Origin of the sequence: Pseudomonas sp. S3E17 (assembly GCF_024168685.1) — a bacterium.
Lineage (GTDB): Bacteria > Pseudomonadota > Gammaproteobacteria > Pseudomonadales > Pseudomonadaceae > Aquipseudomonas > Aquipseudomonas marginalis.
Genome location: NZ_JALJWE010000001.1, coordinates 2,169,681 through 2,192,933, shown reverse-complemented (window position 1 = coordinate 2,192,933; position 23,253 = coordinate 2,169,681). Strand labels below are relative to the sequence as shown.

Genomic DNA, 23,253 nt, shown 5'->3' with positions numbered 1-23,253 from the left:
ACCCTTCGCCTGTTTAAGCGTTACGCGCCGACTACGATCGGCCTTGCCAGAGGCGGGACGGCGGCGCTGGTGGGCGCGATGCCGGCTTCGAACTCCGAGCGGAAGTATTTGATTGCGCTGCCCAATGGCTCCACGGCGCCCGGTGCGTGAGCACAGAAGGTCTTGCCTGGGCCGAGGAAACCGACCAGGCCCAGCAGGGTTTCGATATCACCCTCGCGGCCTTCGCCGTTTTCCAGGGCCATCAGCAGCTTGACGCTCCACGGCAGGCCGTCGCGGCATGGGGTGCAGAAGCCGCAGGATTCACGGGCAAAGAACTGCTCCATGTTGCGCAGCAGCGAGACCATGTTCACGGTGTTGTCCACCGCCATCGCCAGGCCGGTACCCATCCGGGTGCCCACCTTGCCGATGCCGCCGGCATACATCTGTGCGTCGAGGTGCTCGGGGAGCAGGAAGCCGGTGCCGGCGCCGCCTGGCTGCCAGGCCTTGAGGGTGTAGCCGTCGCGCATGCCGCCGGCGTAGTCCTCGAACAGCTCGCGTGCGGTCACGCCGAACGGCAGCTCCCACAGGCCAGGGTTCTTGACCTTGCCGGAGAAGCCCATGAGCTTGGTGCCCATGTCTTCGCTGCCTTCGCGGGCCAACGATTTGTACCAGTCCACGCCGTCGGCGATGATCGCCGGCACGTTGCACAGGGTCTCGACGTTGTTCACGCAGGTCGGCTTGCCCCACACGCCCACGGCGGCAGGGAAGGGCGGCTTGGAGCGCGGGTTGGCGCGGCGGCCTTCGAGGGAGTTGATCAGTGCGGTTTCTTCGCCGCAGATGTAACGCCCGGCGCCGGTGTGCACGAACAGTTCGAAGTCAAAGCCCGAACCGAGGATGTTCTTGCCCAGCAGGCCTGCGGCCTTGGCTTCTGCCACGGCACGGTTGAGGTGCTTGGCGGCGGTGGTGTATTCGCCGCGCAGGAAGATGTAGCCACGGTAGGTTTTCAGCGCGCGGGCGCTGATCAGCATGCCTTCGATCAGCAGATGGGGCAGTTGCTCCATCAGCATGCGGTCTTTCCAGGTGTTGGGTTCCATTTCATCCGCGTTGCACAGCAGGTAGCGGATGTTGATGGATTCGTCTTTGGGCATCAGGCCCCACTTAACACCGGTGGGGAAGCCTGCACCGCCGCGACCCTTGAGGCCGGCGTCCTTCACGGTCTGGACGATGTCGTCCTGGGCCATGTCGGCGAAGGCCTTGCGCGCAGCGGCGTAGCCGTTCTTGGCCTGGTACTCGTCAAGCCATACCGGCTCGCCGTCGTCACGCAGGCGCCAGGTCAGCGGGTGGGTCTCGGCCGAACGCTTGATCAGGTTGGCCGGGCCGAAGGAAGTCAGGGTCATGGGTAGCCCTCGAGCAATTGGGTCACGCCAGCAGGCTGCACGTCACCGAATGTGTCGTCGTCGATCATCAACGCCGGCGCCTTGTCGCAGTTGCCCAGGCAGCACACCGGCAGCAGCGTGAAGCGGCCGTCCGGGGTGGTCTGGCCGAGGCCGATGCCCAGCTTGGCCTGGATCTCGCTGACCACTGATTCGTGGCCACCGATGTAGCAGACCATGCTGTCGCACACGCGAATGATGTGGCGGCCGACCGGCTGGCGGAAGATCTGGCTGTAGAACGTCGCCACGCCTTCAACGTCGCTGGCGGGAATGCCGAGGATCTCGCCGATGGCGTAGAGGGCGCCGTCCGGCACCCAGCCACGTTCCTTCTGGACGATCTTCAAGGCTTCGATCGACGCCGCGCGCGGGTCTTCGTAGTGATGCAGCTCGTGCTCGATGGCCGAGCGCTCGGTTTCACTCAAGGTGAAACGGTCTGTCTGGATAAGCGTGCTGTTCATGCTTAGCGGTCCACGTCGGCCATAACGAAATCGATACTACCCAGGTACGCAATCAAGTCCGCGACCATCTCGCCTTTGATCACCGAAGGGATCTGCTGCAAGTGGGCGAAGCTTGGGGTACGTATCCGGGTGCGGTAGCTCATGGTGCCGCCATCGCTCGTCAGGTAATAACTGTTGATACCCTTGGTCGCTTCGATCATCTGGAAGGATTCGTTGGCCGGCATTACCGGGCCCCACGAAACCTGCAGGAAGTGCGTGATCAGGGTTTCGATGTGCTGCAGCGTGCGCTCTTTCGGCGGCGGCGTGGTCAGCGGGTGATCCGCCTTGTACGGGCCGGCCGGCATGTTGCGCATGCACTGCTCGATGATCTTCAGGCTCTGGCGCATTTCTTCGACGCGCACGATGCAACGGTCGTAGGCATCGCCATTGGCGGCCAGGGGGACTTCGAACTCGAAGTTTTCGTAGCCCGAGTACGGACGCGCCTTGCGCAGGTCGAAATCGCAACCGGTCGAACGCAGGCCGGCACCGGTGACGCCCCATTCCAGGGCCTCTTTGGTGTTGTACTGGGCGACGCCGATGGTACGGCCCTTGAGGATGCTGTTATCCAACGCAGCCTTCTGGTATTCGTCCAGGCGCTTGGGCATCCAGTCGATGAATTCCTTGACCAGGCGTTCCCAGCCATTCGGCAGGTCGTGGGCGACGCCGCCGATGCGGTACCAGGCCGGGTGCAGGCGGAAACCGGTGATGGCTTCGATGACCTTGTAGGCGCGCTGACGGTCGGTGAAGGTGAAGAACACCGGGGTCATGGCGCCGACGTCCTGGATATAGGTACCCAGGAACAGCAGGTGGCTGGTGATCCGGAAGAACTCGGCCATCATGATGCGGATGGTGTCGACGCGGTCCGGGACCTTGATGCCGGCCAGCTTCTCGACCGAGAGCACGTACGGCAGGTTGTTCATCACGCCGCCGAGGTAGTCGATACGGTCGGTGTACGGGATGAAGCTGTGCCACGACTGACGCTCGGCCATCTTCTCGGCACCACGGTGGTGGTAGCCGATGTCCGGTACGCAGTCGACGATTTCTTCGCCGTCCAGTTGCAGGATGATGCGGAAGGCACCGTGGGCCGAAGGGTGGTTCGGGCCCAGGTTGAGGAACATGTAGTCCTCGTTGGTGCCGGAGCGCTTCATGCCCCAGTCTTCCGGACGGAAGCGCGCGGCCTCTTCTTCAAGCTGCTGCTTGGCGAGGTTGAGGCTGAACGGGTCGAATTCGGTGGCGCGGGCAGGGAAGTCCTTGCGCAGCGGGTGACCTTCCCACGTTGGCGGCATCATGATGCGCGTCAGGTGCGGGTGGCCCGGGAAGTCGATACCGAACATGTCCCAGACTTCGCGCTCGTACCAGCTGGCGTTCGGCCAGATACCGGTCACGGTCGGCACGCTCAGGTCGCTCTCGGACAGTGCGACCTTGATCATCACGTCGCTGTTACGTTCGATCGACAGCAAGTGATAGAACACGGTGAAATCGGCGCCGCTCGGCAGGCCCTGGCGCTTGGTGCGCAGGCGCTCGTCCACGCCATGCAGGTCATAGAGCATGACGTACGGCTTGGGCAGGTTGCGCAGGAAGGTCAGGACTTCGACGAGCCTGGCACGCGCCACCCACAGCACCGGCATACCGGTGCGTGTGGCCTGGGCGGTGAAGGCGTCAGGGCCAAAACGGTTATTGAGTTCGACGACCACATCCTGGTCGTCTGCCTTATAAGGCGGGATGTACAGAGCACTGCCTGTAGTCATGGTTTTTTATCGCTTTCGGTCAACGTAAAGAATGAAGCCAGGTTTTCGTTCTATAAAAGAAGCGGGGCTGGATCAGACTTCGTCGGGGCTGCGCAGGTTGGTGACTGCGATTCGCTGTTCGCGGCGCTGTTCCTTTTGCGACGGCATCTCGGCGCGGTACACGCCTTGATCGCCGACGACCCAGGAAAGCGGGCGACGCTCCTTGCCAATCGATTCCTGCAACAGCATCAAGCCTTGCAGGAATGCTTCGGGGCGGGGCGGGCAGCCAGGCACGTAGACGTCCACGGGCAGGAACTTGTCCACCCCCTGAACCACGGAGTAGATGTCGTACATGCCACCGGAGTTGGCGCACGAACCCATGGAGATAACCCACTTCGGCTCGAGCATTTGCTCGTAGAGACGCTGAATGATCGGCGCCATCTTGATAAAGCAGGTACCGGCGATAACCATGAAATCCGCCTGGCGCGGTGATGCCCGGATAACTTCGGCGCCAAAGCGCGCGATGTCGTGGGGCGCCGTGAAGGCGGTGGTCATTTCCACGTAGCAGCACGAAAGGCCGAAGTTGTACGGCCACAGGGAGTTCTTACGTCCCCAGTTGACCGCGCCACTCAGCACGTCTTCGAGCTTGCCCATGTAGATGTTCTTGTGGACTTGGTCTTCTAACGGATCGGAAACGGTTTCCCGTTCGCCGATGGGGTACTGCTCGTTAGGAGCATCCGGGTCGATCCTGGTGAGATTGTATTGCATCGCCAAAGCCTCATTGTTTCAGCTTCGCTTGCCGCTTACGACGAGCTTCCGGAGCCCAGTCAAGGGCGCCCACTCGAAATAGGTAGACAAGGCCTGCCAACAGAATTGCTATGAAAACGAGGGCTTCGACGAATCCGGTCCAGCCGCTTTCGCGGACGGACACAGACCAGGCAAAGAGAAAGAGGGCTTCGATGTCGAAGATCACGAAGAGCATCGCGACCAGATAGAATTTGGCTGAGAGCCGCAAGCGGGCGCCACCTGTAGGCAGCATGCCGGATTCGAACGGTTCATTCTTGCTGCGGCCCCAGGCTTTTGACCCGAGGAGGCTGGACACACCGAGCATGAAGGCGCAAAGGCCGACAACACCGAGGAGGAAAATGGCAAAGCCCCAGTTGTGGGCCATGAGTCCTGTCGCTTCGGTCATGCTGGAAATCCTTAACAGAGAGCAAAGGTCTCTGAGCTCGAAAAAGTAACGATGCAGTGACGATATGTCGCACTGCAATCAATCGCGGTGATTTTATGGCTAAACACCGGGCAAGTAAAATTCCTAGGGCGAAATTATTCGATGGAATAAGCACATAGTGCACCTTCTTGGGGCTGTAGCCCTTGCGGGGCGGGCATTAGCGGGCATTTGATCAAATGTGTTTTGTTTAACCTGTAACGAAGTTTTTAGGCTCTAAATGATAATGAATATTGTTTGCATGGGGTTTAAGCGATTGTTTCTCATACAGCGGAGTAAGTTGCCGTTACTTGCCTGATTAGCGCGAGTTGTTGGAGCGGATCTTTTAACTGATTTATCTGCTGCGAATACCGCTCTGGATCAAGGTTTTGTACAAAATCTTCAGGTTGCGAGGGTTCCTCATGTGGGAGGGGTTGCCTCCTCCAACATTTGGCTTTGGTGAGTCAGCGTGATGTGTACCGGCAAAAAAAACGCCCCGAACCAGTCGGGGCGTGATTGTCGTGCGGCACTGCGGTTAGCTCTTTAACGGGTCCGCCGTGGCCGTGTACTCACATCGATCAGTGGAACTGCTCTTCTTCGGTCGAACCGGTCAGCGCGGTCACGGACGAGGTGCCGCCCTGGATCACGGTGGTCATGTCGTCGAAGTAGCCGGTGCCGACTTCCTGCTGGTGGGCCACAAAGGTGTAGCCCTTGGCGGCGTCAGCGAATTCCTGTTCCTGCAGCTTCACGTAGGCAGTCATGTCGTTGCGGGCGTAGTCGTGCGCCAGGTTGAACATGCTGTGCCACATGTTGTGAATGCCGGCCAGGGTGATGAACTGGTGCTTGTAGCCCATGGCGGACAGTTCGCGCTGGAACTTGGCGATGGTCGCGTCGTCCAGGTTCTTTTTCCAGTTGAAGGAAGGCGAGCAGTTGTAGGACAGCAGCTGGTCCGGGTATTCCTTCTTGATCGCTTCGGCAAAGCGGCGGGCTTCGTCCAGGTCCGGCTTGGCGGTTTCGCACCAGATCAGGTCGGCGTACGGCGCGTAGGCCAGGCCGCGGGCGATGGCCTGGTCGAGACCGGCGCGCACTTTGTAGAAACCTTCCTGGGTACGTTCGCCCGTCACGAACGGCTGGTCGTACGGGTCGCAGTCCGAAGTCAGCAGGTCTGCAGCGTTGGCATCGGTACGGGCCAGGATGATGGTCGGCGTGCCGGCAACGTCAGCCGCCAGGCGCGCAGCGGTCAGCTTCTGTACGGCTTCCTGGGTCGGTACCAGTACCTTGCCGCCCATGTGGCCGCATTTCTTCACCGACGCCAGTTGGTCTTCGAAGTGCACGCCGGCCGCGCCAGCCTCGATCATGCTCTTCATCAGCTCGTAGGCGTTCAGTACGCCGCCGAAACCGGCTTCGGCGTCTGCCACGATGGGCGCGAAGTAGTCGATGTAGCCTTCATCACCAGGGCCTTTACCGGCTTTCCACTGGATCTGGTCGGCACGACGGAACGAGTTGTTGATGCGCTTGACCACGGTCGGCACGGAGTCCACCGGGTACAGCGATTGGTCGGGGTACATGGACTCAGCGGAGTTGTTGTCCGCTGCCACTTGCCAGCCGGACAGGTAGATTGCCTGGATACCGGCTTTCACCTGTTGGACTGCCTGGCCGCCAGTGAGGGCGCCCATGCAGTTGACGAAATCTTTCTCGGGGCGGAAGGACGGCTTGGCACCTTGGGTGACCAGCTTCCACAGCTTCTCGGCGCCGAGTTTTGCAAAGGTGTGCTCAGGTTGAACCGAGCCACGCAGGCGGACGACGTCAGCAGCGGAATAAGCGCGGGTTACGCCTTTCCAGCGTGGGTTTTCAGCCCAGTCTTTCTCGAGGGCTGCAATTTGCTGTTCGCGTGTCAGTGCCATGGGGGAAAACCTCGTCGCATAGGTCTAGGTGGAAAATTCCATTTGCCAGCCACGTAGTGAATGCGTGGTTATGGCTGCTCGCTGACCAGAAGCTCAGGTGTTCAAGTCAAGTTCGGCGGGGCAGGCGACGGGATGAACGATGGCTCAAGGGGGAGTTGAGCAGGTAAGGGCGAACTGCGAACGGTCTTCGGGCATCGTGGGCCTTTGTACGATTCATCAGTGTGTAGCCGGGTTACCTGGTTAGCTTCCGTCCCTCGGGACAACTTCGTTCCAGTCGCAACCTCGTCAAACACACCTTGTGGGCGGTACAGACACGAATCGGCTCGGGTGGGTAGCTTGGAGCGGCGATCCGAAGGCCCTTGCCAGGGCCCCTGATTAGCGGGAGCGAGGCCATCATGCCCATGCTTTTTTGGATCGTCAAATGTTTTGTAGTGCTTTTTTTCAGGCACTACATCTTTAGTCTAATACGACTCATCAGTCAGTTTTTGGTGCTTCAGTTCAGGGTGTCGACCTTGACCCGCAATGTCAGGTCATCGCGGCCCTGGGTAGAGTAGCTGCGGGTTGTGGAGGATTTGTCGGCCTGGGTCTCGCGGTTGATGCCGGCCAGGGGGATCCATTCGCCAAGGCGCCCGCTGACGGTTGTGTCGGTACTTTGCACATTCACTACATCGGGACGTTCCTGGCTCATGCGGTCACGATTGGTACTGATCGCCAGGTGCACGGTCTCGCCGGTGACGCTGGCGGTGACATAGAAGCCCTGGGTGACGTTGCGGTACTGGGTCTGGTTCTGCGGGCGACCGTAGGCGTCAGGCTGAGTGGTGGTCATTGGCACGCTTTGGCCGACCTGGATCAGCGCGGGCACGCCTTCGCTGGCCTGGATCTGCTGGATGCCGCCGTCACGGCTGGCGGTACCGTAGCTGATGATACGGGTCTGGCTGTCGCCGCTGTTCTGCTGGTTGTTTTCATTGGTATCGACGGTGATCAGCAGGCGCTTGGCCGGTGTGTCCAGCTGGGCGAGCAGCGCGCGCAGGTCCTGGATCTTGCCGGGGGCGGCGTTAACGATAAGCTGGTTGCCGTAGGCGCTGACGGTGCCGTCCTTGCCGATGAAGTTCTGTGCAACCGGGAGCAGGTCGGTGCTGGTGCGGTTGCTCAGGTTGACGACTTCGGTGTCGGCCATTGCCGAGCAGCTGGCGGTGAGGAGGAGGGCGGTGAGCAGGGTGCGTAGGGACATGTCCGTTATCTCTGCGAGTCGGTTAGGCTTGATAGTGCCAGTTTGTCGGCCTGGGGTGTAGTGAGCGGGCTTGCCTGTGGTGAGCGGGCTTGCCCCGCGCTGGGCTGCGTAGCAGCCCCTATAAAAAACGCCGCGTTCTTACGGAAAGAATGCGGCGTTTGGTTTGGGGCTGCTGCGCAGCCCAGCGCGGGGCAAGCCCGCTCACCACGGGCAAGCCCTTACAGCAGGGATCAGCCCCCGCGCACCATATCGACATGGGGAATCCCGACTTCCAGGAATTCCTCGCTGACGATCTTGAAGCCCAGTCGCTCATAGAACGGCGCCGCATACACCTGCGCACTCAGGAACTGCTTGGTCTGGCCACGTTGCTCGGCCACGCCGATCACCGCTTCCATCAGCTTGTCGCCGACCTTCAGCCCGCGCCAGTCCTTGAGCACCGACACCCGGCCGATCTCGCCGCTGGGCAGCAGGCGCGCGGTGCCAATCGGAAAGTCGCCTTCGAATGCAAGGAAATGCACTGCGTCTGCGTCGTCCGCATCCCACTCAAGCTCAGGTGGAACCGATTGTTCAGCGATAAATACCGCTTCACGAATGCGCCGAATCTCGGCGATATCCTTATGCCAGTCCGCGACACCTACGTGAATCCTATTCATCGGCAAACCCCAGGCTTCCTTGCTTGACCAGCTCGCACAGCAGGTCACGGGCGTCTTCGTCCAGCAGCCATTCGCCGAGGTTTTCGGCGTGCAGGGCATCGGCGGCGCAGACCAGTTTCAGCAGTTCGCGCAGTTTGCCCGGCAGGTAACGGCTCTGGCCGCTGGCGAACAGCAGGACGTCATCGTCGACTTCCGACCAGGCCATGCGCGCGCTTGGGTTGCGCACCAGGATCGCGCCGTCCTGCAGGCTGTTGATGAAGTCGTCTTCGCCCAGTTCTTCGCCCGCCACCAGTTCCGGGTAGCGCGGCTCGGTCATGAATTGGCCGAACCAGGTCAGCAGCATGCGTTCGTCGCTCATGTGCTCGGCCAGCAGGCTCTTGAGGCGGTCGAGGGCGTCGCTCTGGATCTGGTGCGGGTCGCTGACCGGCTGCGCGTCGGCGTCGGTGTAGCGCTCTTCGTCGGTCAGGTACTGGGCGAGGAAGTCGGTGAAGTGGGTCAGTACTTCAGCGGCGCTTGGGGCGCGAAAGCCCACCGAGTACGTCATGCAGTCATCTTCGGCGATGCCGAAATGCGCCAGGCGTGGCGGCAGGTAGAGCATGTCGCCCGGTTCCAGCACCCATTCGGCGCTTTCTTCGAATTCGGCGAGGATGCGCAGGTCGGCGTGTTGCAGCAGTGGGCTTTCGGAGCTGCACATCTGGCCGATCTTCCAGTTGCGCTTGCCCTGGGCTTGCAGCAGGAATACGTCGTAGTTGTCGAAGTGCGGGCCTACGCTGCCACCGGGTGCGGCAAAGCTGATCATCACGTCGTCGATGCGCCAGCTTGGCAGGAAGCGGAACTGCTCCAGCAACTCGGCCACTTCCGGCACGAACTGGTCGACCGCCTGTACCAGCAGGGTCCACTCACGTTCAGGCAGGGTGCTGAAGGCGTCTTCGGCGAACGGGCCGCGGCGCAGTTCCCACGGGCGCTCGCCGTGCTCGATCACCAGGCGCGATTCGACTTCTTCTTCCAGGGCCAGGCCGGCGAGTTCGTCGGCGTCGATCGGGCTTTCGAAGTCAGGGATCGCCTGGCGGATCAGCAGCGGTTTTTTCTGCCAGTAGTCGCGCAGGAATTCCCGTGCCGTGATGCCGCCCAGAAGTTGAAGAGGGATATCAGGATTCATGTGTAACCTATTGAAAAAAAGCACTTTTCAGACTGAAATAAAAACGCCCGGCGCGGCCGGGCGTCTCAAGGGGGCTTGCGCGAATCAGATGCGCTTGGCTTGCTCTACAGCGTTGCCGATGTAGTTGGCCGGGGTGAGCAGTTTCAGCTCGGCCTTGGCCGCGGCTGGCATGTCCAGGCCGTCGATGAAAGTTTGCAGTGCTTCAGGGCTGATGCCCTTGCCACGGGTCAACTCTTTCAGCTTCTCGTAAGGGTTTTCGATGTTGTAGCGGCGCATCACGGTCTGGATCGGCTCGGCCAGTACTTCCCAGCACGCGTCCAGGTCAGCGGCGATTTTCTGCGCGTTGAGCTCCAGTTTGCTGATGCCTTTGAGGCTGGCTTCGTACGCGATCACGCTGTGGGCAAAGCCCACGCCGAGGTTGCGCAGTACGGTGGAGTCGGTCAGGTCGCGCTGCCAGCGGGAGATCGGCAACTTGCTGGCCAGGTGCTGGAACAGGGCGTTGGCGATGCCGAGGTTGCCTTCGGAGTTTTCGAAGTCGATCGGGTTGACCTTGTGCGGCATGGTCGACGAACCGATTTCACCGGCAATGGTGCGCTGCTTGAAGTAGCCCAGGGAGATGTAGCCCCAGATATCGCGATCGAAGTCGATCAGGATGGTGTTGAAGCGCGCAATGGCGTCGAACAGTTCGGCGATGTAGTCGTGGGGTTCGATCTGCGTGGTGTATGGGTTGAAGCCCAGGCCCAGTTCGTCTTCGATGAAGGCGCGGGCGTTGGCTTCCCAGTCGATCTCCGGGTAGGCCGACAGGTGGGCGTTGTAGTTGCCGACAGCGCCGTTGATCTTGCCCAGCAGTGGGACTGCTGCGACTTGAGCGATCTGGCGCTCCAGGCGGTACACCACGTTGGCGAGTTCTTTGCCCAGGGTAGTCGGCGACGCCGGCTGGCCGTGGGTACGCGACAGCATCGGCACGTCGGCGAAACGGATGGCCAGCTCGCGGATGGCTTCGGCGGTCTGGCGCATCAGTGGCAGCATCACGTCATCACGGCCTTCGCGCAACATCAGGGCGTGGGACAGGTTGTTGATGTCCTCGCTGGTGCAGGCAAAGTGGATGAATTCGCTGACCTGGGCCAGTTCCGGCAACTTGGCCGCCTGCTCCTTGAGCAGGTATTCGATGGCCTTGACGTCGTGGTTGGTGGTGCGCTCGATCTCTTTCACACGCTCGGCGTGCTCCAGGGAGAAGTTGTCCGCCAGGGCATCGAGCACAGCGTTGGCTTCGGCGGAGAACGCCGGCACTTCGCTGATGGCGGGGTGAGCGGCCAGGCGCTGGAGCCAGCGGACTTCAACCAGTACACGAGCACGGATCAGGCCGTATTCGCTGAAAATAGGGCGCAGGGCCTGGGTTTTGCCGGCGTAGCGGCCGTCAACAGGGGAAACCGCAGTGAGCGAAGAGAGCTGCATGGGGTGTTCTCGGACAGTCGGGCAACGAAATGGGGCGCGTATCATACATGAAAAAATCCGCCGGTCCGTTGCCAACTGACCGGCGTATTACGCGTAACGGCTTGAAAGTAGCCTGTCGGTGCGACTTATTCGTTGCGCATCAACGGGTAAAGCTCTTTGAGCAATTTGCGTCGGCTGATCACCAGCTGCCAACGATGACCGCCCAATTGCCGCCACAACCGTGCCGAACGAATACCTGCCAGCAGCAGTGCGCGGATTTTCGAGGCGTTGTTCGGTTGCTGCAGGTTGCGCATGTCGCCGTGCACCTGGATGCGTTGGCGCAAGGTGCTCAAGGTGTCCTGGTACAGCGCACCGCAGGCGGCGATCACGTTTTCGTGGGCCGGGCCGAAGTGTTCTACCTGGGACTGGATCTGTGGCAGGCGTTTGCCGATGGTTTCCAGCATGTCTTCGCGCTTGGCCAGCTGGCGCTCGAGGCCGAGCATCGACAGGGCGTAGCGCAGCGGCTCGCGCTGCAAGGTGCTGGGGTCGCGCTCCAGGGCGCCGATCAGGGCGCGATAACCTTCACGCAGTGCGAGGTCGTCGCCGCCGTAGACTTCCAGGGTGTCCTTGGGGTCGCGGATCAGCAGGCTGCCGAGCATGCAGGTCAGGCCGGCTTCGGTGACCTGGCCGGTCTTGGCGATCTTGTCCACCAGCACGGCGGAAAGAAATACCCCGCCGAGTGCCGTCAATTGCTCCTGGGTCGGGCTCATGCCGGGTTGCTCCAGGCTTCGGCGACTTCAATCACGCCGCCGCCCAGGCAGATTTCGCCGTCATAGAACACCACGGACTGGCCAGGGGTGACCGCACGTTGCGGGTCATCAAAGGTGGCGCGGTAGCCCGTCGCGGTTTTTTCCAGGGTGCAGGGCTGGTCGCTCTGGCGATAGCGTACCTTGGCCGTCAGGCGGCGCGGGGCGCTCAGGTCGATCGGGTTGACCCAATAGATCTCCGAGGCCAGCAGTGCGCCCGAGAACAGCAGCGGGTGTTCATTGCCCTGGCCGACGATCAGCACGTTGTGCTCCAGGTCCTTGACCAGCACGTACCACGGCTCTTCGCCGGCATCCTTCAAGCCGCCGATGCCCAGGCCCTGGCGCTGGCCGATGGTGTGGTACATCAAGCCATGGTGACGGCCGATCACTTCGCCGTCGGTGGTCTTGATCTCGCCCGGCTGCGCCGGCAGGTACTGCTTGAGGAAGTCGCTGAAGCGGCGCTCGCCGATAAAGCAGATCCCGGTGGAATCTTTCTTCTTGGCGGTCGCCAGGCCGTGTTGCTCGGCGATCCTGCGGACTTCGGGCTTTTCCAGCTCGCCCACCGGGAACAGGGTCTTGGCGATCTGTTCACCGCCGACGGCGTGCAGGAAGTAGCTCTGGTCCTTGTTCGGGTCCAGGCCCTTGAGCAGTTCGGTGCGGCCATCGATGTCGCGGCGGCGCACGTAGTGGCCAGTGGCAATCAAATCGGCGCCAAGGATCATGGCGTAGTCGAGGAACGCCTTGAACTTGATTTCGCGGTTGCACAGGATGTCCGGGTTCGGCGTGCGACCGGCCTTGTATTCGGCCAGGAAGTGCTCGAACACGTTGTCCCAGTACTCGGCGGCGAAGTTGGCGGTGTGCAGCTTGATGCCAATTTTGTCGCACACGGCCTGGGCGTCCGCCAGGTCGTCCATGGCGGTGCAATATTCCGTTCCATCGTCTTCTTCCCAGTTCTTCATGAACAGGCCTTCCACCTCATAACCCTGCTCCATGAGCAGAACGGCGGAAACGGAAGAGTCCACGCCGCCGGACATGCCGACGATGACGCGCTTCTTTTGTGTGTCAGAAGGGGCTGGATCACGCATAGGGTTTCAACGGGTGTCTTGAAAAAGGACGCGATTCTAACAGGCCTGTGCCCGCAAGGCTAAAGAGAAGGGCGGATCAATTCCAGGCTGTGACGCTGACCGGCCAGATAATCATCGATACAGCGGATGATCAGCTCGCTGCGCCAGGCGTCGCGCACGGCCATCAGCTCGTCACGGCTCAGCCAGCGGGCGCGCAGGATGCCTTCGTCCAGTTGATAGTCCGTATGGTGTTTCAGTGCCTTGGCAATAAAGCAGACGCGTTGATAGGTAACCCCGTTGCTGGGTGCGGTGTACAGGTAGATGCCGACGATGCCGGTGGCTTCCACGTCCCAGCCGGTTTCCTCGAGGGTTTCGCGCACGGCGGCCTCGGTCAGGGTCTCATCTGGGTCGAGGTGGCCGGCAGGCTGGTTGAGCACGGCGCGGCCGCCCTTGAGTTCTTCGACCATCAGGAATTTGCCGTTATCTTCGACGATGGTGGCGACGGTGATGTGGGGTTGCCAGGTCATGGGGGGGGGCTCGATTCAAGATATGACGCGGTGTTTGGGCAGAATTGCGGCCAGTGTGGGAGGGGCAAGCACTCTCCCACATTGAATCCGGTTTCTTCTGTTGAGCGGTAGAAACAGAAACCCCGGCGCAGGGCCGGGGCTTCTTTGCATCCTTACAACCTTACTTCAACTTGGCAATTGCCGCGTTGAGGGTGTTGCTTGGGCGCATGGCCTTGCTGGTCAGCTCCGGGTTCGGCGCGTAGTAGCCGCCGATGTCCACTGGCTTGCCCTGTACGGCATTGAGCTCGGCAACGATGGTTGCTTCGTTCGCGGCCAGGGTCTTGGCCAGTTCGCTGAATTGGCCTTGCAGTGCCGTGTCTTCGGTCTGGGCGGCCAGGGCCTGGGCCCAGTACAGCGCCAGGTAGAAGTGGCTGCCGCGGTTGTCGATGTTGCCGACTTTGCGCGATGGCGACTTGTTGTTGTCGAGGAACTGGCCGGTGGCCTGGTCCAGGGTCTTGGACAGCACCAGGGCTTTAGGGTTGTTGTACGTCACACCCAAATGCTCGAGGGAAGCGGCCAGGGCCAGGAACTCGCCAAGGGAATCCCAGCGCAGGAAGTTCTCTTCCAGCAGCTGTTGCACGTGCTTCGGCGCCGAACCGCCGGCGCCGGTTTCGAACAGGCCGCCGCCATTCATCAGCGGCACGATGGACAGCATCTTGGCGCTGGTGCCCAGCTCCATGATCGGGAACAGGTCGGTCAGGTAGTCACGCAGGACGTTGCCGGTCACCGAGATGGTGTCCAGGCCCTTGCGGGTACGTTCCAGGGTGAACTTCATCGCGTCGACCGGCGACATGATGCGGATGTCCAGGCCTTCGGTGTTGTGGTCTTTCAGGTAGGCCTGGACTTTCTCGACCACGACGCCGTCGTGTGCACGCTTGGGGTCCAGCCAGAAGATGGCCGGGGTGTTGCTGGCGCGGGCACGGTTGACGGCCAGCTTGACCCAGTCCTGGATCGGCGCGTCTTGGGTTTGGCACATGCGGAAGATGTCGCCCGCCTCGACTTTCTGTTCCATCAGCAGGTTGCCCTTGCTGTCGGTGACGCGGACGACGCCGTCAGCCTTGACTTGGAACGTCTTGTCGTGGGAGCCGTACTCTTCGGCTTTTTTCGCCATCAGGCCAACGTTCGGCACGCTGCCCATGGTGGTAGGGTCGAAGGCGCCGTTGGCCTTGCACTCTTCGATCACCGCCTGGTAGATGGTGGCGTAGCAGCGATCCGGGATCACGGCCTTGGTGTCGTGCAGCTGGCCGTCGGTGCCCCACATCTTGCCGGAGTCACGGATCATGGCCGGCATCGAGGCGTCGACGATGACGTCGCTCGGCACGTGCAGGTTGGTGATGCCTTTGTCGGAGTTGACCATCGCCAGGGAAGGGCGAGCGGCGTAGACCGCCTGGATGTCAGCTTCGATCTGGGCTTGTTGCTCGGCCGGCAGGGCCTTGATGCGGGCGTACAGGTCGCCGATGCCGTTGTTCAGGTTGAAGCCGATCTGTGCCAGCACGTCTGCGTGCTTGGCCAGGGCGTCTTTATAGAACTCGGCAACGATCTGGCCGAACATGATCGGGTCGGAGACCTTCATCATGGTGGCTTTCAGGTGGACCGACAGCAGCACGCCTTGTTTCTTGGCGTCTTCGATTTCAGCGGCGATGAAGCTGCGCAGGGCGTTCTTGCTCAGTACCGCGCTGTCGATGATTTCGCCGGCCTTGACGGTGGTCTTTTCTTTCAGGACGGTGGTGGTGCCGTCCTGGGCGACCAGCTCGATTTTGACAGCGTCAGCCGCTTCGATCTGTACGGATTTTTCGCTGCCGTAGAAGTCGCCGTTGCTCATGTGGGCAACGTGGGACTTGGAGTCCGCAGCCCAGGCGCCCATCTTGTGCGGGTGCTTGCGAGCGTAGTTCTTGACCGACAGCGGCGCGCGGCGGTCGGAGTTGCCTTCGCGCAGTACCGGGTTCACGGCGCTGCCCTTGACCTTGTCGTAACGTGCACGGGTTTCTTTTTCCGCGTCGGTGGTTACGGTTTCCGGGTAGTCCGGCAGGGCGTAGCCCTGGGCCTGCAGTTCCTTGATCGCGGCTTGCAGCTGCGGGGTCGAGGCGCTGATATTAGGCAACTTGATGATGTTGGCTTCAGGGGTAACGGCCAGGTCGCCCAGTTCGGCGAGGTGGTCCGGTACGGCCTTGGTGCCCAGTTGCTCGGGGAAGCTTGCGAGGATGCGCCCTGCGAGGGAGATGTCGCGGGTTTCCACGGCAATATCAGCGGAAGCGGTGAAGGCCTCTACGATAGGCAGCAGTGAATAGGTGGCGAGGGCTGGAGCTTCGTCGGTGAAGGTGTAGATGATCTTCGAGCGGGTGGGCATATTCGGATTAACTCTCTTCTTTGCTGAAAGCGTGCGCAGAAACTCGAGATGCGCCGGGTGGAGCGCGTTCGTTCAAAGTCATCCATGAGCGAAAGGTCGAGGTTTCTTCGCGGTGATGTTGGGTTGCATCAGTCGAGCGTCAAGCGGGTGGACTATTGTATTAGTCCTGCTTTGTAGCGGAGGGCCCTGTTCCAGAGCGGTCTGCCATCGTGACTCTTTGGTCAGCGGCGGCATTATACATAGGTCGCTATGCTTACGCCGAGCCTTCATACAAAAGGTGTGTCGTCCATTGGTCTAAAGGTCGCAGGTGCCGGGTTACGCCTAAAGTCGCACGAAGTGCTCAAGATTGGCGCTTTTCCCTTTGCTTTCAGGCTTGTAGGCGACAATTTATGCTGTTTTCGATGCAAATGAGCATGGCGCGAGGTTTCAGTCGCCATTTATCTGGAGTAGGCTCGAACGCAGCCAGATGTTCAATCCATAGATGGAGTTCAGCATGGGATACAAGAAGATTCAGGTTCCGGCAGTCGGCGACAAAATCACCGTCAATGCGGACCATTCTCTCAATGTTCCTGACCAACCGATCATCCCGTATATCGAAGGTGACGGTATTGGCGTCGACATCAGCCCGGTGATGATCAAGGTGGTCGACGCAGCTGTTGAAAAGGCCTACGGCGGCAAGCGCAAGATCTCCTGGATGGAGGTGTACGCCGGCGAGAAAGCGACCCAGGTCTACGACCAGGACACCTGGCTGCCCCAGGAAACCCTGGATGCGGTCAAGGATTACGTGGTGTCCATCAAGGGCCCGCTGACCACTCCGGTAGGCGGCGGCATTCGTTCGCTGAATGTGGCCCTGCGTCAGCAACTCGACCTCTACGTCTGCCTGCGCCCGGTGCGCTGGTTCGAAGGTGTGCCCAGCCCGGTCAAGAAGCCAGGCGACGTGGACATGACCATCTTTCGCGAAAACTCCGAAGACATTTACGCCGGGATCGAGTGGAAGGCCGGCTCGCCGGAAGCGACCAAGGTCATCAAGTTCCTCAAGGAGGAAATGGGCGTCACCAAGATTCGTTTCGACCAGGATTGCGGCATTGGGATCAAGCCGGTATCGCTGGAAGGCACCAAGCGCCTGGCGCGCAAGGCCCTGCAATATGTAGTGGATAACGATCGCGACTCGTTGACCATCGTGCACAAGGGCAACATCATGAAGTTCACCGAAGGCGCCTTCAAGGAATGGGCCTACGAAGTGGCGGCTGAAGAGTTCGGTGCGACCCTGCTGGATGGCGGCCCGTGGATGCAGTTCAAGAACCCGAAGACCGGCAAGAATGTGGTGGTCAAGGATGCCATCGCCGATGCCATGCTCCAGCAGATCCTGTTGCGTCCGGCCGAGTATGACGTGATCGCGACCCTTAACCTGAACGGCGACTACCTGTCCGACGCCCTGGCGGCGGAGGTGGGTGGTATCGGGATTGCGCCGGGTGCCAACCTGTCCGACACCGTGGCCATGTTCGAGGCCACCCACGGCACTGCGCCCAAGTATGCGGGCAAGGACCAGGTCAACCCGGGCTCATTGATCCTGTCGGCGGAAATGATGCTGCGTCATATGGGCTGGACCGAAGCGGCCGACCTGATCATCAAGGGCACCAACGGCGCTATCTCGGCCAAGACCGTGACCTATGACTTCGAGCGCCTGATGGACGGTGCGAAGCTGGTGTCGTCGTCGGGCTTTGGGGATGCGCTGATTTCGCATATGTAAGTCAGCGTTATAAAAAACCGGCCATTCAGGATGGCCGGTTTTTTTACAGGCTGTTACTCAAAAGCAGATCAGGCCGTTTGTTTCTTTTTTGGTTGAGTGGGCTGTTCTGTTTTGCGCTTCGTTTCATGTGTTTCGTCGTGGGCTTTTTCGGGTGTAACTGCGCAGGCTGCACAAATTTCGACGGCGTGCAGCCCTTTCGGTCCTTGAATGATTTCAAACTCCACAGGTTGGCCCGCCTTCAGCGTCTTGTATCCTTCCATGTTGATCGCTGAATAATGCGCAAAGAGATCTTCGGACTTCCCGTCCTCTACAACAAAACCATACCCTTTGGCATTGTTGAACCACTTGACCTTGCCACTGATCTTGACGCCAGACATACCCATATCCCTCTGCACCAGACTCCATCACTGGAGTATCATCCAGTTTATCCGTCCTAACCCGAATAAATAAGGTTGACTGCGCGGACCTTTTTTACCCACTGTGGGTTCTATTGGTTGTAACACCGATTTGCCGATAGTCAAGGCGACCGGGTGGTCAGGAGTTGAAATTCTGACAGGTCGCCCCCACCACTGTATTTGAACCACTGACGAACCTTTCTTTCCATGCATGCAATCAGCCAGATTCGACTAACATTCAATCAGGATCGACCGGATCACGAACACGATGACGACGGTTCTGCAGGCATTGCTGTTCAGGAGGCCAAGCCTGCTGTACAGGCGCCGCCGATGTACAAGGTGGTTTTGTTCAACGATGACTACACACCGATGGATTTCGTGGTCGAAGTGCTCGAGGTGTTTTTTAACCTGAACCGCGAGTTGGCGACCAAGGTAATGCTGGCCGTTCACACAGAAGGACGGGCAGTATGTGGAGTGTTTACCCGTGACATCGCCGAGACAAAGGCCATGCAGGTCAACCAGTACGCCAGGGAAAGCCAGCATCCGCTACTCTGTGAAATCGAGAAGGACGGTTAACGCCGACCACTTGGGTATGAGGTGAAGCTATGTTAAACCGCGAGCTCGAAGTCACCCTCAATCTTGCCTTCAAGGAGGCTCGTTCGAAGCGTCATGAGTTCATGACCGTCGAACACCTGCTGCTGGCACTTTTGGATAACGAAGCTGCCGCCACGGTTCTGCGTGCGTGCGGCGCCAACCTCGACAAGCTCAAGCATGACCTGCAGGAGTTTATCGACTCCACCACGCCACTGATCCCCGTGCATGACGAGGACCGTGAGACCCAGCCAACCCTGGGCTTCCAGCGGGTATTGCAACGTGCTGTTTTCCACGTACAGAGCTCCGGTAAGCGTGAAGTCACAGGCGCCAATGTGCTTGTGGCGATCTTCAGCGAACAGGAAAGCCAGGCAGTGTTCCTGCTCAAGCAGCAGAGCGTTGCCCGTATCGATGTCGTCAACTACATCGCCCACGGTATCTCCAAGGTGCCTGGGCACGGCGATCATTCCGAGGGTGAGCAGGATATGCAGGACGACGAGGGCGGTGAGTCTTCTTCTTCAAGCAACCCGCTGGATGCCTATGCCAGCAACCTCAACGAGCTGGCGCGCCAGGGGCGGATCGATCCGCTGGTGGGGCGTGAGCTTGAGGTCGAGCGTGTAGCGCAGATCCTGGCGCGCCGTCGCAAGAACAACCCGTTGCTGGTGGGTGAGGCGGGCGTGGGCAAGACCGCGATTGCCGAAGGCCTGGCCAAGCGCATCGTCGACAACCAGGTGCCGGACCTGCTGGCCAACAGTGTCGTCTACTCCCTTGACCTGGGCGCGTTGCTCGCCGGGACCAAGTACCGTGGCGATTTCGAGAAGCGCTTCAAGGCCCTGCTCGGCGAGCTGAAAAAACGCCCGCAGGCGATCCTGTTCATCGACGAGATCCACACCATCATTGGTGCCGGTGCGGCATCCGGTGGGGTGATGGACGCTTCCAACCTGCTCAAGCCATTGCTGTCGTCGGGTGATATCCGCTGCATCGGTTCGACCACCTTCCAGGAATTCCGCGGCATCTTCGAGAAAGACCGTGCCCTGGCGCGTCGCTTCCAGAAAGTCGACGTGTCCGAGCCGTCGGTCGAAGATACCATCGGCATCCTGCGCGGGCTCAAGGGGCGGTTTGAAGCGCACCACGGCATCGAGTACACCGATGAGGCGCTGCGTGCGGCCGCCGAGTTGGCGTCGCGCTACATCAATGACCGGCACATGCCGGACAAGGCCATCGATGTGATCGACGAGGCCGGGGCCTACCAACGCCTGCAGCCGGTCGAGAAGCGTGTTAAGCGCATCGACGTGCCTCAGGTCGAGGACATTGTCGCGAAGATCGCGCGGATTCCACCAAAACACGTCAACAGTTCCGACAAGGAGCTGCTGCGTAACCTGGAGCGCGACCTCAAGCTCACCGTGTTCGGCCAGGACGCAGCAATCGACGCGCTGTCCACCGCGATCAAGCTGTCGCGTGCGGGCCTCAAATCGCCGGACAAGCCCGTCGGTTCGTTCCTGTTCGCCGGTCCTACCGGTGTCGGCAAGACCGAGGCGGCACGGCAATTGGCCAAGGCCATGGGGATCGAGCTGGTGCGCTTCGACATGTCCGAATACATGGAGCGTCACACCGTGTCGCGCCTGATCGGTGCGCCTCCGGGCTATGTCGGTTTCGACCAGGGCGGCCTGTTGACCGAAGCGATTACCAAGCAGCCCCATTGCGTACTGCTGCTCGATGAAATCGAGAAGGCCCATCCGGAAGTCTTCAACCTGCTGCTGCAGGTGATGGACCACGGGACCCTGACCGACAACAACGGGCGCAAGGCGGACTTCCGCAATGTCATCCTGATCATGACCACCAACGCCGGTGCCGAGACGGCCGCGCGGGCTTCGATCGGCTTTACCCACCAGGATCACTCGTCCGATGCGATGGAAGTGATCAAGAAGAGCTTCACGCCGGAGTTCCGCAACCGCCTGGACACCATTATCCAGTTTGGTCGCCTCAGCCATGAGGTCATCAAGAGTGTGGTGGACAAGTTCCTTACCGAGCTTCAGGCGCAGTTGGAAGACAAGCGCGTGCAGCTGGATGTCACGGAAGCGGCACGCAGCTGGATCGCCGAAGGTGGCTACGATGCGGCAATGGGCGCTCGCCCGATGGCGCGTCTGATCCAGGACAAGATCAAGCGGCCGCTGGCCGAAGAGATCCTGTTTGGCGAGCTTTCCGACCATGGTGGCGTGGTGCATATCGACCTGAAGGATGGCGAGCTGACCTTCGAGTTCGAAACCACGGCTGAAATGGCCTGATCGTTCTGTAACAACGCAAAAGGCGCCGAAAGGCGCCTTTTTGCTGTCTTGAAATGCAATTCTCAGAATGGGGCTTGCCCCTCCCGCAGGATCCCTCGGTGTTTGAGAAATCCCATGCACACAAAAACGCCCGGCATAACCGGGCGTCTTGTATTGACTTGCTTAGCGAGCGCGGTAAGTGATACGCCCTTTGCTCAAGTCATAGGGCGTCAGCTCGACGCGCACTTTGTCACCGGTAAGAATACGAATGTAGTTCTTGCGCATCTTGCCGGAGATATGCGCGGTTACGACGTGCCCATTTTCCAACTCCACACGAAACATGGTGTTGGGCAGGGTGTCGACGACAGTGCCTTCCATTTCGAAGCTGTCTTCTTTCGACATGCAGTAAAGCCCTCGGTATCCAGTGAATGGCCCGGTGCAACTGCGCCAGGCAAAAGCGGCGTGCATTGTGCCCGAAAAAGGGTGTTTAAGCCAAGGGGTTCTAGTTAAGCGTGACCCATCTTTGATTAATCAGCAGTTCTATGGGGCGATATTGGGTCTTGTAGTTCATCTTTTTGCAGTTCTTGATCCAGTATCCGAGGTACACCGCCTCGAGTTCCAGGCGCAGTGCTTCACCGATTTGCCAGAGGATCGCGAAACGCCCGAGGCTGCGCCGCTCTTCGGCCGGCTCGTAGAAGGTGTAGACCGCTGACAGGCCGTTAGGCAGCAAATCGGTCACGGCGACGGCCACCAGGCGGCCGTCCGCGCGAAATTCGTAAAAGCGCGAGAACGGCAGGTCACGCACCAGGAAGGTGGAAAACTGGTCGCGGCTGGGTGGGAACATATCGCCGTCGGCGTGGCGCTGCTCGATATAGCGCTGGTACAGGTCGAAATACTCTTCGGTGAATCGTGGCTTGGCAGCTGCCACCGTCAGGTCGGCATTGCGCTTGAGGATGCGCTTCTGATTGCGGTCCGGCAGAAACTGCGCCACAGGGATGCGTGCCGGCACGCAGGCATTGCAGTTCTGGCAGTGGGGCCGGTACAGATGATCGCCGCTGCGCCGAAAACCCATTTCCGAGAGATCGGCATACACGTGCACATCCATCGGCTGGCTGGGGTCGAGGAACAGCGTGGTGGCCTGCTCGTCGGGCAGATAGCTGCAAGAGTGGGGTTGAGTGGCATAAAACTTCAAACGCGCCAACTCGGTCATGATCAACCCTCGGATAAGCTTTGAAATAAGTGTAAGCCAGGAGCGCGCAAGTCGCCTAAGAAACCCACGGTCCTGCGTTGGGTTGGTCCAGATGGTCACGCAGGAAACCTGCAAAGTCGCTGCGGGATATGGCGCGGGCACCCAGGCTGTGCAGGTGGTCGTTGGGCATCTGGCAGTCGATCAGTACAAAGCCCCAGGCCTGCAATTGCCGGGTCAATGTGGCAAAGCCGAATTTCGAGGCGTTATCGGCGCGGCTGAACATCGACTCGCCGAAGAACAGCTGGCCCATCGCCAGGCCATACAGGCCGCCGACCAGCTCGCCGTTGTCCCATACCTCTACCGAATGGGCGTAACCGCGCTGGTGCAGCGTCAGGTAGGCGCTCTGTATGCCTTCGGTGATCCAGGTGCCATCGGCATACGCACGCGGCGCGGCGCACGCCTGGATGACGGCGGCAAAGTCCTGGTCGAAGGTCACGGTATAGCGCTGCTGGCGCAATAGTTTGCCCAGGCTGCGGGAGACGTGCAGCTCGTCGGGGAATATCACGGTGCGCGGGTCCGGCGACCACCAGAGGATCGGCTGGCCCTCCGAGAACCAGGGAAAGCAACCGTGGCGGTAGGCTTGCACCAGTCGCTCGGCCGACAGGTCGCCGCCGGCGGCGAGCAGGCCATTGGGTTCGCGCATGGCCTTGGCCAGCGGGGGAAATGTCAGTGAGTCGCGTTGTAACCAGGTCAGCATGGCATCCAGGCTTGCGGAAGGGGAGGGGAGTGGCAGGCGGATCGCGTGCCCCAAGGGGTGTGATTATTGTCGACGCAGCGCTGTGGGGCCAGCCTGAATCGGCTGTTGGCGTGCATAAGCGTGAGCGGGTGTTTCTGCAACTCTCTGCGTGAGGCGTGGTCGTAATCGGGTCTGGCCCATGCAGGCCATTTGCCAAGCTTGCCTGGATTGGTAAAAACAGCTCATAAGCCTTTGTCAGCAAAGACAATGCATGCTCAAATTGAACATGTTGTGACACACAATTGGCTATGCTGCCTGAAG

At 60.2% G+C, this 23,253-nt stretch carries 21 protein-coding genes; 3 read left to right on the top strand and 18 right to left on the bottom strand.

Features of this window, described 5'->3' with window-relative positions; translation table 11 throughout:
• Positions 1 to 20: 20 nt before the first annotated feature.
• The 14 genes from nuoF to J3D60_RS09430 form a co-directional block, all read right to left on the bottom strand.
• Complete coding sequence (gene nuoF, locus J3D60_RS09495; RefSeq protein WP_027606325.1) at positions 21 to 1,376, bottom strand: NADH-quinone oxidoreductase subunit NuoF; 1,356 nt, start codon at positions 1,374 to 1,376, stop codon at positions 21 to 23.
• Positions 1,373 to 1,870, bottom strand: coding sequence for an NADH-quinone oxidoreductase subunit NuoE (gene nuoE, locus J3D60_RS09490; RefSeq protein ID WP_010566874.1), 498 nt, complete (start codon positions 1,868 to 1,870; stop codon positions 1,373 to 1,375). Before nuoE ends, nuoF begins: the two co-directional genes overlap by 4 nt.
• A gap of 2 nt (positions 1,871 to 1,872) precedes the next feature.
• Positions 1,873 to 3,657 carry an NADH-quinone oxidoreductase subunit C/D gene (gene nuoC, locus J3D60_RS09485; protein ID WP_092488806.1) on the bottom strand — a complete coding sequence of 595 codons (1,785 nt, stop codon included), beginning with the start codon at positions 3,655 to 3,657 and terminating at the stop codon, positions 1,873 to 1,875.
• 72 nt (positions 3,658 to 3,729) lie between these two features.
• Positions 3,730 to 4,404 (bottom strand): NADH-quinone oxidoreductase subunit B family protein, encoded by a 675-nt coding sequence (locus J3D60_RS09480; RefSeq protein WP_003174719.1) that lies wholly within the window; start codon positions 4,402 to 4,404, stop codon positions 3,730 to 3,732.
• A gap of 10 nt (positions 4,405 to 4,414) precedes the next feature.
• Positions 4,415 to 4,828 (bottom strand): NADH-quinone oxidoreductase subunit A, encoded by a 414-nt coding sequence (locus J3D60_RS09475; protein WP_003219575.1) that lies wholly within the window; start codon positions 4,826 to 4,828, stop codon positions 4,415 to 4,417.
• A 593-nt stretch (positions 4,829 to 5,421) separates the two neighbouring features.
• Positions 5,422 to 6,747, bottom strand: a complete 1,326-nt coding sequence (gene aceA, locus J3D60_RS09470) for an isocitrate lyase (RefSeq protein WP_003219577.1) — start codon at positions 6,745 to 6,747, stop codon at positions 5,422 to 5,424.
• Positions 6,748 to 7,240: 493 nt separating this feature from the next.
• Complete coding sequence (locus J3D60_RS09465; protein ID WP_253491088.1) at positions 7,241 to 7,978, bottom strand: secretin N-terminal domain-containing protein; 738 nt, start codon at positions 7,976 to 7,978, stop codon at positions 7,241 to 7,243.
• Positions 7,979 to 8,208: 230 nt separating this feature from the next.
• The gene (locus J3D60_RS09460; protein WP_027606328.1) at positions 8,209 to 8,631 is read right to left on the bottom strand and encodes a GNAT family N-acetyltransferase; all 423 of its coding nucleotides are present in this window, start codon (positions 8,629 to 8,631) and stop codon (positions 8,209 to 8,211) included.
• Positions 8,624 to 9,790 (bottom strand): cupin domain-containing protein, encoded by a 1,167-nt coding sequence (locus J3D60_RS09455; protein WP_027606329.1) that lies wholly within the window; start codon positions 9,788 to 9,790, stop codon positions 8,624 to 8,626. Before J3D60_RS09455 ends, J3D60_RS09460 begins: the two co-directional genes overlap by 8 nt.
• Before the next feature lie 84 nt (positions 9,791 to 9,874).
• Positions 9,875 to 11,245, bottom strand: a complete 1,371-nt coding sequence (gene purB, locus J3D60_RS09450) for an adenylosuccinate lyase (RefSeq protein ID WP_027606330.1) — start codon at positions 11,243 to 11,245, stop codon at positions 9,875 to 9,877.
• Positions 11,246 to 11,370: 125 nt separating this feature from the next.
• On the bottom strand, positions 11,371 to 11,994 hold the full coding sequence (hflD, locus tag J3D60_RS09445) for a high frequency lysogenization protein HflD (protein ID WP_027606331.1): 624 nt from the start codon (positions 11,992 to 11,994) through the stop codon (positions 11,371 to 11,373).
• Positions 11,991 to 13,115, bottom strand: coding sequence for a tRNA 2-thiouridine(34) synthase MnmA (gene mnmA, locus J3D60_RS09440; RefSeq protein WP_065940069.1), 1,125 nt, complete (start codon positions 13,113 to 13,115; stop codon positions 11,991 to 11,993). Before mnmA ends, hflD begins: the two co-directional genes overlap by 4 nt.
• 59 nt (positions 13,116 to 13,174) lie before the next feature.
• Positions 13,175 to 13,621: an NUDIX hydrolase gene (locus J3D60_RS09435; RefSeq protein WP_253491085.1), complete on the bottom strand. Its 447-nt coding sequence runs from the start codon at positions 13,619 to 13,621 to the stop codon at positions 13,175 to 13,177.
• Positions 13,622 to 13,781: 160 nt separating this feature from the next.
• Positions 13,782 to 16,007 carry an NADP-dependent isocitrate dehydrogenase gene (locus tag J3D60_RS09430; RefSeq protein WP_253491082.1) on the bottom strand — a complete coding sequence of 742 codons (2,226 nt, stop codon included), beginning with the start codon at positions 16,005 to 16,007 and terminating at the stop codon, positions 13,782 to 13,784.
• 493 nt (positions 16,008 to 16,500) lie between these two features.
• On the opposite strand from J3D60_RS09430, the gene icd reads away from it, so the two are divergent.
• On the top strand, positions 16,501 to 17,757 hold the full coding sequence (gene icd, locus J3D60_RS09425) for an NADP-dependent isocitrate dehydrogenase (protein WP_027606337.1): 1,257 nt from the start codon (positions 16,501 to 16,503) through the stop codon (positions 17,755 to 17,757).
• 68 nt (positions 17,758 to 17,825) lie between these two features.
• On the opposite strand, the gene cspD is transcribed toward icd, so the two are convergent.
• On the bottom strand, positions 17,826 to 18,134 hold the full coding sequence (gene cspD, locus J3D60_RS31285) for a cold shock domain-containing protein CspD (RefSeq protein ID WP_301294480.1): 309 nt from the start codon (positions 18,132 to 18,134) through the stop codon (positions 17,826 to 17,828).
• Positions 18,135 to 18,359: 225 nt separating this feature from the next.
• Here cspD and clpS point away from each other — a divergent pair, with 225 nt between their 5' ends.
• Both clpS and clpA read left to right on the top strand, forming a co-directional pair.
• Positions 18,360 to 18,728, top strand: coding sequence for an ATP-dependent Clp protease adapter ClpS (gene clpS, locus J3D60_RS09415; RefSeq protein WP_253491079.1), 369 nt, complete (start codon positions 18,360 to 18,362; stop codon positions 18,726 to 18,728).
• Between the two features lie 29 nt (positions 18,729 to 18,757).
• A complete protein-coding gene (gene clpA / locus J3D60_RS09410; protein WP_027606339.1) occupies positions 18,758 to 21,028 on the top strand; it encodes an ATP-dependent Clp protease ATP-binding subunit ClpA in 2,271 nt (756 codons plus the stop codon).
• Between the two features lie 162 nt (positions 21,029 to 21,190).
• Here clpA and infA read toward each other — a convergent pair whose 3' ends face one another.
• The 3 genes from infA to aat all read right to left on the bottom strand — a co-directional run bounded on the left by infA (position 21,191) and on the right by aat (position 22,953).
• The gene (infA, locus tag J3D60_RS09405; protein WP_002553999.1) at positions 21,191 to 21,409 is read right to left on the bottom strand and encodes a translation initiation factor IF-1; all 219 of its coding nucleotides are present in this window, start codon (positions 21,407 to 21,409) and stop codon (positions 21,191 to 21,193) included.
• 100 nt (positions 21,410 to 21,509) lie between these two features.
• Complete coding sequence (locus tag J3D60_RS09400; protein ID WP_027606340.1) at positions 21,510 to 22,217, bottom strand: arginyltransferase; 708 nt, start codon at positions 22,215 to 22,217, stop codon at positions 21,510 to 21,512.
• Between the two features lie 55 nt (positions 22,218 to 22,272).
• Positions 22,273 to 22,953 (bottom strand): leucyl/phenylalanyl-tRNA--protein transferase, encoded by a 681-nt coding sequence (gene aat, locus J3D60_RS09395; RefSeq protein WP_065940066.1) that lies wholly within the window; start codon positions 22,951 to 22,953, stop codon positions 22,273 to 22,275.
• Positions 22,954 to 23,253: the final 300 nt, after the last annotated feature.

Coding starts and splice junctions, on each gene's coding strand:
- nuoF (WP_027606325.1), bottom strand. CDS start 1,376: ATGACCCTGACTTCCTTCGGCCCGGCCAACCTGATCAAGCGTTCGGCC.
- nuoE (WP_010566874.1), bottom strand. CDS start 1,870: ATGAACAGCACGCTTATCCAGACAGACCGTTTCACCTTGAGTGAAACC.
- nuoC (WP_092488806.1), bottom strand. CDS start 3,657: ATGACTACAGGCAGTGCTCTGTACATCCCGCCTTATAAGGCAGACGAC.
- J3D60_RS09480 (WP_003174719.1), bottom strand. CDS start 4,404: ATGCAATACAATCTCACCAGGATCGACCCGGATGCTCCTAACGAGCAG.
- J3D60_RS09475 (WP_003219575.1), bottom strand. CDS start 4,828: ATGACCGAAGCGACAGGACTCATGGCCCACAACTGGGGCTTTGCCATT.
- aceA (WP_003219577.1), bottom strand. CDS start 6,747: ATGGCACTGACACGCGAACAGCAAATTGCAGCCCTCGAGAAAGACTGG.
- J3D60_RS09465 (WP_253491088.1), bottom strand. CDS start 7,978: ATGTCCCTACGCACCCTGCTCACCGCCCTCCTCCTCACCGCCAGCTGC.
- J3D60_RS09460 (WP_027606328.1), bottom strand. CDS start 8,631: ATGAATAGGATTCACGTAGGTGTCGCGGACTGGCATAAGGATATCGCC.
- J3D60_RS09455 (WP_027606329.1), bottom strand. CDS start 9,790: ATGAATCCTGATATCCCTCTTCAACTTCTGGGCGGCATCACGGCACGG.
- purB (WP_027606330.1), bottom strand. CDS start 11,245: ATGCAGCTCTCTTCGCTCACTGCGGTTTCCCCTGTTGACGGCCGCTAC.
- hflD (WP_027606331.1), bottom strand. CDS start 11,994: ATGAGCCCGACCCAGGAGCAATTGACGGCACTCGGCGGGGTATTTCTT.
- mnmA (WP_065940069.1), bottom strand. CDS start 13,115: ATGCGTGATCCAGCCCCTTCTGACACACAAAAGAAGCGCGTCATCGTC.
- J3D60_RS09435 (WP_253491085.1), bottom strand. CDS start 13,621: ATGACCTGGCAACCCCACATCACCGTCGCCACCATCGTCGAAGATAAC.
- J3D60_RS09430 (WP_253491082.1), bottom strand. CDS start 16,007: ATGCCCACCCGCTCGAAGATCATCTACACCTTCACCGACGAAGCTCCA.
- icd (WP_027606337.1), top strand. CDS start 16,501: ATGGGATACAAGAAGATTCAGGTTCCGGCAGTCGGCGACAAAATCACC.
- cspD (WP_301294480.1), bottom strand. CDS start 18,134: ATGTCTGGCGTCAAGATCAGTGGCAAGGTCAAGTGGTTCAACAATGCC.
- clpS (WP_253491079.1), top strand. CDS start 18,360: ATGCATGCAATCAGCCAGATTCGACTAACATTCAATCAGGATCGACCG.
- clpA (WP_027606339.1), top strand. CDS start 18,758: ATGTTAAACCGCGAGCTCGAAGTCACCCTCAATCTTGCCTTCAAGGAG.
- infA (WP_002553999.1), bottom strand. CDS start 21,409: ATGTCGAAAGAAGACAGCTTCGAAATGGAAGGCACTGTCGTCGACACC.
- J3D60_RS09400 (WP_027606340.1), bottom strand. CDS start 22,217: ATGACCGAGTTGGCGCGTTTGAAGTTTTATGCCACTCAACCCCACTCT.
- aat (WP_065940066.1), bottom strand. CDS start 22,953: ATGCTGACCTGGTTACAACGCGACTCACTGACATTTCCCCCGCTGGCC.